This window comes from Terrilactibacillus tamarindi, assembly GCF_009718825.1.
In the GTDB taxonomy this organism is placed as follows: domain Bacteria; phylum Bacillota; class Bacilli; order Bacillales; family Sporolactobacillaceae; genus Terrilactibacillus; species Terrilactibacillus tamarindi.
The window spans coordinates 1-2040 of record NZ_WNHB01000043.1 but is presented as its reverse complement, the minus strand read 5'-3'; the positions used below and the strand labels follow the sequence as shown (position 1 = coordinate 2040).

1 rRNA gene is annotated in these 2040 nt (G+C 53.3%); it reads right to left on the bottom strand.

Annotated features, from left to right (window positions below):
• Window positions 1-2040: ribosomal RNA gene (locus GMB86_RS15230) — 23S ribosomal RNA — on the bottom strand; the annotation flags it as partial.

Genomic DNA, 2040 nt, shown 5'->3' with positions numbered 1-2040 from the left:
TTGGTTAAGTCCTCGACCGATTAGTATCTGTCAGCTTCACGTGTCACCACGCGTCCACCTCAGACCTATCAACCTCATCATCTCTAAGGGGTCTTACTAACTTAAAGTTATGGGAAATCTCATCTTGAGGGGGGCTTCATGCTTAGATGCTTTCAGCACTTATCCCTTCCACACATAGCTACCCAGCGATGCTCCTGGCGGAACAACTGGTACACCAGCGGTGTGTCCATCCCGGTCCTCTCGTACTAAGGACAGCTCCTCTCAAACTTCCAACGCCCGCGACGGATAGGGACCGAACTGTCTCACGACGTTCTGAACCCAGCTCGCGTACCGCTTTAATGGGCGAACAGCCCAACCCTTGGGACCTACTTCAGCCCCAGGATGCGATGAGCCGACATCGAGGTGCCAAACCTCCCCGTCGATGTGGACTCTTGGGGGAGATAAGCCTGTTATCCCCAGGGTAGCTTTTATCCGTTGAGCGATGGCCCTTCCATGCGGTGCCACCGGATCACTAAGCCCGACTTTCGTCCCTGCTCGACTTGTAAGTCTCGCAGTCAAGCTCCCTTGTGCCTTTACACTCTGCGAATGATTTCCAACCATTCTGAGGGAACCTTTGGGCGCCTCCGTTACATTTTAGGAGGCGACCGCCCCAGTCAAACTGCCCACCTGACACTGTCTCCGAACCGGATCACGGTCCAGGGTTAGAATGTCAGTACCGTCAGGGTAGTATCCCACCGATGCCTCCACCGAACCTGGCGGTCCGGCTTCAAAGGCTCCTACCTATCCTGTACAAACGATACCAACATCCAATATCAAGCTGCAGTAAAGCTCCATGGGGTCTTTCCGTCCTGTCGCGGGTAACCTGCATCTTCACAGGTACTATAATTTCACCGGGTCTCTCGTTGAGACAGTATCCAAATCGTTACACCTTTCGTGCGGGTCGGAACTTACCCGACAAGGAATTTCGCTACCTTAGGACCGTTATAGTTACGGCCGCCGTTTACTGGGGCTTCAATTCAAAGCTTCTCCCCTAAGGGATAACCTCTCCTCTTAACCTTCCAGCACCGGGCAGGTGTCAGCCCCTATACATCACCTTACGGTTTCGCAGAGACCTGTGTTTTTGGTAAACAGTCGCTTGGATCTTTTCACTGCGGCTCACATCGGGCCAAAGCCCGAATGAGCACCCCTTCTCCCGAAGTTACGGGGTCATTTTGCCGAGTTCCTTAACGAGAGTTCTCCCGAGCGTCTTAGAATTCTCTTCTCGCCTACCTGTGTCGGTTTGGGGTACGGGTACCATACAGACTCGCTAGAGGCTTTTCTTGGCAGTGTAGGATCAGACCCTTCGGTACTAAATTTCCCTCCTCATCACAGCTCAGCCTTCACGACTATGGGATTTCCCTCATAGTCAGCCTAACTGCTTGAACGTGCACATCCAGTCGCACGCTGGTCCTACCTTCCTGCGTCCCCCCATCACTCAAACGTCTGATGGTAGTACAGGAATATCAACCTGTTGTCCATCGCCTACGCCTTTCGGCCTCGGCTTAGGTCCCGACTAACCCTGAGCGGACGAACCTTCCTCAGGAACCCTTAGGCTTTCGACGGAGGGGATTCTCACCCCTCTTTTCGTTACTCATACCGGCATTCTCACTTCTAAGCGCTCCAATAGACCTTCCAGTCTACCTTCACCGCCCTTAGAACGCTCCCCTACCATGACCGTAAGGTCATCCACAGCTTCGGTGATACGTTTAGCCCCGTTACATTTTCGGCGCGGCGCCACTCGACCAGTGAGCTATTACGCACTCTTTAAATGGTGGCTGCTTCTGAGCCAACATCCTGGTTGTCTGTGCAACGCCACATCCTTTGCCACTTAACGTATACTTTGGGACCTTAGCTGGTGGTCTGGGCTGTTTCCCTTTCGACGACGGATCTTATCACTCGCCGTCTGACTCCCGAGGCTAAGTCGTTGGCATTCGGAGTTTGACTGAACTCGGTAACCCTGTGGGGGCCCCTTATTCAATCAGTGCTCTACCTCCAAGACTC